The sequence below is a fragment of the Dendronalium phyllosphericum CENA369 genome, assembly GCF_016056275.1.
Lineage (GTDB): Bacteria > Cyanobacteriota > Cyanobacteriia > Cyanobacteriales > Nostocaceae > Dendronalium > Dendronalium phyllosphericum.
This window is the reverse complement of the sequence record NZ_JAECZA010000148.1, coordinates 1-5,835: the sequence shown is the minus strand read 5'-3', so window position 1 is coordinate 5,835 and position 5,835 is coordinate 1. Positions and strand designations below refer to the sequence as shown.

Below are 5,835 nucleotides of genomic sequence, written 5' to 3'. Positions count from 1 at the left end.
TATCAGTTTTAACTTGCTTGCGAATTTTTACAAAGTCACTATCACTAATGACAGCTGCTTTTCCTTTTCTGTTATTTTTAGCCATATAAGAAATTGAACTTTAGATGTTCCGTTTTTACCTCTTAATTAGGTAAAAACGGAATTTTGTAGATATTCACTAATAGTAAATATTTGCTCAATCCTATTGTTGGCAATGGTTACACGCCATCAGAGGATATACCACTTCTACATAAAAGTAGAACATTTACTGATTTTTGATTACCGCATAAAACGGATTTATTAACTTCAACAAATCCGAATTATTTTTTTATGGCGGAACCGACACTAACCGATGTTTTTGGTACTGGCACAACTCAGGATGGAACTAGCTTGACAATTCTCAAAGCAAATTTACCAGGATTAACCGCTAGTAGTAGTAATACTCCTGAGAGTTTGCTGACTGGAATATTGCTAAAAGCACAAACAGCTTTGACCTCAGACAACAGGGATGCAAACATCGACCAGAGTTTAAGTATTGAAACTACCACAACTCCCAGCTTTACCTCTAGGAATGACACAGTTTACATCAGGGACACCATAACTATTGAACTCGATAGACCAGCAGGCAACCTAGCAATTGACCCGGACAATTATTAATGCCTTTATTACCCCTAACTCTTACCCAAATTTTTGGAGCAGGGGCAACCCAGGATAGTCAGTATTTAGTAATTCCGAAATCAGATTTACCTGGGTTGACACCATCCTCAAACAATACTGCTGAATCTCTCGTTGTAGCTCTACTCCTCAAAGCTTTAGAAAACTTTGAGGGAGTGTTAACCGACGAAAACGGCAACACGATAACTGACGAGAATAACAACCCAATCACCTACTACCAAGGTGATTGGGTTGAATTGATGCGAGTCTTTCAATGGAATTCTTCATACATCAAAGAAAGATTAGGTAACTATTACCTGACTAACACCTTAGTAGCAGAAAATTTTGCAGTTTATGAACTTGAATAATTTTCCGGAATTATCTACTCTCACCGATGATTGCTTACTACTAGTATGGGATGCTGTTACCCAAACAACTAGAAAAGTCAAATTATCTACCCTAAAATCTTACTTAGGTGCAAATGCTTCTAGTAACAATAACACTTTCACCTTTCAATCCTTTGGAGATAACAAAGGCATTTTTTACTATTTGGGGTTAAATGGTGGCACTACTTGGAGTAACCCTGTAGACATAAATAAGTTAGTTATCTCAGCTATTGGAGTAAATAACCCAGCTATTCCATTAACGACAATAGTTGATAGAGAGCAAGGTAACTTCCACACCACGTATAACAATAATTCGTGGGTGCAATTTGATTTAATCGATAAAAAAGTCAAATTGAATTACTGGACTTACAGAGCGCGCTACGACAGTAGCTATTATATTCCTCCAAGGTTAATCATTTCTGGTAGTGATGACGGTGCAAGCTTCACTCAATTGGATGATAAAAGCTTCTCAGCAAATGTGAATCAATGGGTAGGTAATGCTATTGCTGACCAGTCGGTAGCTTACAGGTACATCAGATTTACTTGCCCTGGTGAGATTTACTTTACTATTGGTGAAATCGAATTATATGGAGTATTGCAGTAATGTCTTATTGCAATCCTTCAGATAAACCAAAGGTTTTATTTAAGTTTGGCACTGGGCAAGAACAGAAATACGAGTCAAATGTCTCACCGATTGATGTTGTAACAGAGCAAGCATCTACGAGCGGATTTACCTATACATATACTGACCCAAATTTACCAGGAACCCGCACAGCAACAGGAACATCATACAGCACTAGTTTTTTGGATTACTGCGAACAAGGACAAACAGCAATCAAGATATTTAATGGGACAGAGCAAGTATTTTACTCTTGCTTTCTCCCTGGAAGTTTACAAGCTGTACCTCTTGCAAGTAAATGTAAGTTAAATGTTACTCATAACGAGAAAGTAATTTTTACCATTGAGGGTGATTGCCCAATTAGATACAAAGTGGCTTGTGGTGATTGTCCGGAAGGCTATTGCAAGTGTAAACAGAATAAATATCCTGGTTACTGTTGTCTTCCTTGCGGTGAGACAAAAGAGAAAATCAATAACTTAACTAGTAAGGTTAAACAACATGGCTGATACTTGTAGTGATTTAGCATCAGCTATTAAAAGATTGGAAGTAGCAATTAATAAACAAAATCAATGCTGTGAAGAGAACAAGAAAGAGATTAATAAATTAAAGGATAGAATAGCGAAACTTGAGAAGGGTGGAAGTATAGAACTGGGCAAGGATGGCAAGGTAGATTTGACCTCTATCACCCAAAGAATAGCAAGGCTTGAAAGTTATTGTACTTCTCTTGAGGATGTGTTTAGCAAACTAAAAATCACCTTCAAAGAAGTTTTTGAATCACTCGATTTTGTTACTAGCTTAGTTACTGGGATATTTAAACAATGAGTTTACCAGCACCTGGAGTCCCTATTACTACCAAGGCAGGGATGGATTTTTATTTGGAAACTGCAAAGTTTAGCCGTGGTTTTACAGCCAGACTTAGGGAAATCAGACGAATCCCAGGTATAGCTAATGGGCTGACAAGCGTACTCAAAAGAAACGCTTACCTTAAAGGTACTTTTACTAAAACCGACCAAGTTATTCTGAAAAACAAGAAAGCTGTTGATGAAGCACGGCAGACTTTAGAGAATTTGCTTAAAAAATCACCAGGTAAAGACTTACCTAGCAAGGGAATTAAAGGAGGGGCACAACTTGCACAAGTAGCCATACTTGTTGGTTTAGTAGCAGTTATAGCGGAGAAAGTTATTTATGATATTCAAGTTCAGGATATGGGATTTGAAAATGATAATTACACCCGTTCTGAAATTCAGAAAGCTTTTGATAGATACCAGAGAAATGTACTTGATATTCGTAGTCTTCAAAAAAGGGTAGATGATTTCAATCTCCAAGACCAGCGAACGAGAGATAGATTATATGGTTTAGAGAATCAATTAGTCCCAATTCGTGAAAACGCGAACAACGCTCTTTATGAAGTGCGTCAAGGCAGGGTGAAGCTAGACAAGAGAATTGATGATACTAACACTAACTTTCTCAAGCTTAATACTCAAGTAACGACAGTACTCAAGGGAATTAACACTAATTTTCAAAGTGAAGTAACTAAGACAATTGGAGATATTCAAAAATCACTGACAGAAGCGCAAAAGGTAGCGAAAGAGGCAACATCTCAAACAAAAAGTGCAAATGATAGATTAAAGAAAGCTGAGGATACCTTATCAGCGCAAGCGAAAGTTTTAGATACAGCTTCTAAAGTCACTAAAGCTTTACCAGCTAGTATTACCAGTGCAATTAAAACGGTGCAAGATACTACTAAAAAGATAGTAGACGTTAGCACTACACCTATTAATCAATCGCTCAAGAAATGGGGTATTACGGTTACACCTGCAACTATTACTCCAGCTAGTATTACTGTCAGTGACACAGGAGGGGTTACTATTACACCTGCTGTTATTGGTACAGCACAGGTTACTTACGCCAGTTTCTCTACCAGCGATATAGGGAAAGAAATAATTGTTGATAATCGACAATTAAATACTCAAATATCAACACTAGGGCAAGCAATAAGTAATGTAGGCACTACAGCAGCAAACGCACAGACTACTGCGAATTACGCATTACAAGAAGCGAAAAATAAAGGAAGTGTTTCTGTCCCAGATTTAACTCCTATAAAAAGTGATTTATCTAAGTTGAAATCGGATGTAGATACACAAAAAGCAGACTTAAAGAAGATAGAAGCTGGACTAAAAGAACAAGACAGAATGAACCAGGAAGGCAACCGAAAACTAGACCAAATTATCCCTATGCTTGCTGGAATTCCTTTGATTCCCGGACGAACAGCAGGGTTAATTAATCCTAATATCCCTACGCCAGATGGTATAGCGAATGCAGCTGCTACTGGGTTTTGTCGCACAACCCAAACGGGAGGGTGTAGTAGACGAATGATGGATGATGTTGTTGGTAATATCAACAACAATACAAATAACAGTGTGGGGAACGCTGCGAACACCATTCTTGGAGGAGTTAATGCTGGTGCAAATGCTGCATTGCTACAAGGACAAGCAACGATACTTGAGAGGTTAGGCGATCAAGTTCCCGGCGGCATAAGTGGTAAGCTAGAGCGTTTTAGCAAGTGGTTGCATCTTGACCGACTGTTAAACATGATGATTTTTGCAGCCACTATACATAATGCACTGATGCTATCAAATGATATTGGTCAAACATTGCTAGGTGCAATTAATAACGTGTTGCAATTGTTTGGATTGAAAGATTCTGAAGGCAATAATTTTGATTTAGGCGGCTTGATCAGCAGCAGTATAGAAAACCTCATTAAAGCCATTGTTGGGGCAGATAATTATATTGAATTGAAACAAGCATGGCAAATGGCTAATAGAATCTATCAAGCTACAACCAATGTCTTGAATCAGTTAATGAATGTAAATTCTGTAATTACCAATGCTCTAGAAGTTATTGGTAGCTACACAGGCAGGATAGGAAATGCCCTGAGAATATGGGGTGTTGTTGGTGAGAAAGCTTACTCTTGGATGAATCCCCAACCAAGTTTTGATAATAAATGGGTGACTAAATTACAGCAACTACAGGAAGGAGCGAATACTGTTGCGATGGTTGCTCAAATTCCGGTTGATACCGTTAATGCTGTAACTGAGTTAAATAATTCAACCACAGAATTAGTGAAAGCAGTTAAGCAAGAACCCGACACTAAAAACGGAATAGACGTAGGCGAAGCAGCCAAAGTTAAAACAGACCAAGAAGCAGCTTAACTGGCAAAGTATATTTTCTACTAATATTGTTGCCGTTCAAGTTCCAATGCAGAATGGGAAGTATTTAATTAATCCTATTCCTGAGATAGTAGTACCTTTTGTACTGGATAAATTCATTCTTGCAGTTAGTGTAGAGACTGACGTTCCGGCTGATTCAGTGTGGAGATTTGCCGGATACATCAATCAAAAAATTAGTACTGGGCTTGTAATTGGTGGCGTTCATGATGCGACGACTGTTAGAGGTCGTCCGCTATTGTTAGACCAAATAAATCTGATTATTTTTCAGAAGATTTCTACATCTTATGCTGTCAGCATCAAAGTACCGAGATGGTTCCCTCGTGCATCAGTGAACGTTTGGGAGTACACGGGAGTAGATGACACTTCAGAGGAAATCTTGCTATCTCAGGAGTTTGCCAATATTAACTTTAAGTTAGACCAATTACTCAACAACTGAGAGTAAATGCTTTTTAAGTTGGGCTATTTGGAAATATTTTACTTTTTACTAACACTGGACGAGCGCTGCTTATGTCCCCTACATGAAATGCCGACTAATTTAAAAGATAGTTTAGATGTAATTTTGTCTGTATCTGCTCTTGTTGGAATTATCTTTCATATAGCTAAAACTAAAGCTGACATTGAAAAATCGATTGACGATGTCAAAGACCAGCTAACAGAAGAATTGAGAAATTTACGCACTGATATTAAAGTGTCTGACGCTAGGTATCAGGGCAAAAAAGAAATGATTGAGTATTTCATTAATGACCTCTACCGTTTAATACATCATCGTTCCTATCGGTTTTCTCATGAAATCAAAGATTTACAAAGTTATCTCACAAAAGATGGCTTTATAGCTCGTTCTCACTACGGAGAAGAACCTCCCCCACCTAAGAAAGTCAAGATTGAAGAAATTTAGTGAATTTCATCGGGAACACTACAAACATACAGGAGTAATTTAAATGTCTCAAAAAGCTTTAGATAGGCTACT

General features: G+C 37.8%; 8 protein-coding genes. All 8 read left to right on the top strand.

Translation table 11 applies throughout. The annotated features are described in order from the left end of the window. The first annotated feature begins 309 nt into the window (after positions 1 to 309). A complete protein-coding gene (locus I8752_RS21075) occupies positions 310 to 636 on the top strand; it encodes a hypothetical protein (RefSeq protein ID WP_214434243.1) in 327 nt (108 codons plus the stop codon). Continuing rightward, positions 636 to 1,001, top strand: coding sequence for a hypothetical protein (locus I8752_RS21070; protein WP_214434242.1), 366 nt, complete (start codon positions 636 to 638; stop codon positions 999 to 1,001). The genes I8752_RS21075 and I8752_RS21070 overlap by 1 nt, the downstream gene beginning before the upstream one ends. Beyond that, positions 988 to 1,623: a discoidin domain-containing protein gene (locus tag I8752_RS21065; RefSeq protein WP_214434241.1), complete on the top strand. Its 636-nt coding sequence runs from the start codon at positions 988 to 990 to the stop codon at positions 1,621 to 1,623. Before I8752_RS21070 ends, I8752_RS21065 begins: the two co-directional genes overlap by 14 nt. Further along, a complete protein-coding gene (locus I8752_RS21060; RefSeq protein ID WP_214434240.1) occupies positions 1,623 to 2,144 on the top strand; it encodes a hypothetical protein in 522 nt (173 codons plus the stop codon). Before I8752_RS21065 ends, I8752_RS21060 begins: the two co-directional genes overlap by 1 nt. Further along, positions 2,137 to 2,460, top strand: coding sequence for a hypothetical protein (locus tag I8752_RS21055; RefSeq protein WP_214434239.1), 324 nt, complete (start codon positions 2,137 to 2,139; stop codon positions 2,458 to 2,460). The genes I8752_RS21060 and I8752_RS21055 overlap by 8 nt, the downstream gene beginning before the upstream one ends. After that, complete coding sequence (locus I8752_RS21050) at positions 2,457 to 4,850, top strand: hypothetical protein (RefSeq protein ID WP_214434238.1); 2,394 nt, start codon at positions 2,457 to 2,459, stop codon at positions 4,848 to 4,850. The genes I8752_RS21055 and I8752_RS21050 overlap by 4 nt, the downstream gene beginning before the upstream one ends. 46 nt (positions 4,851 to 4,896) lie before the next feature. After that, positions 4,897 to 5,304, top strand: a complete 408-nt coding sequence (locus I8752_RS21045; protein WP_214434237.1) for a hypothetical protein — start codon at positions 4,897 to 4,899, stop codon at positions 5,302 to 5,304. A gap of 87 nt (positions 5,305 to 5,391) precedes the next feature. Beyond that, positions 5,392 to 5,763, top strand: a complete 372-nt coding sequence (locus I8752_RS21040) for a hypothetical protein (RefSeq protein ID WP_214434236.1) — start codon at positions 5,392 to 5,394, stop codon at positions 5,761 to 5,763. Positions 5,764 to 5,835: the final 72 nt, after the last annotated feature.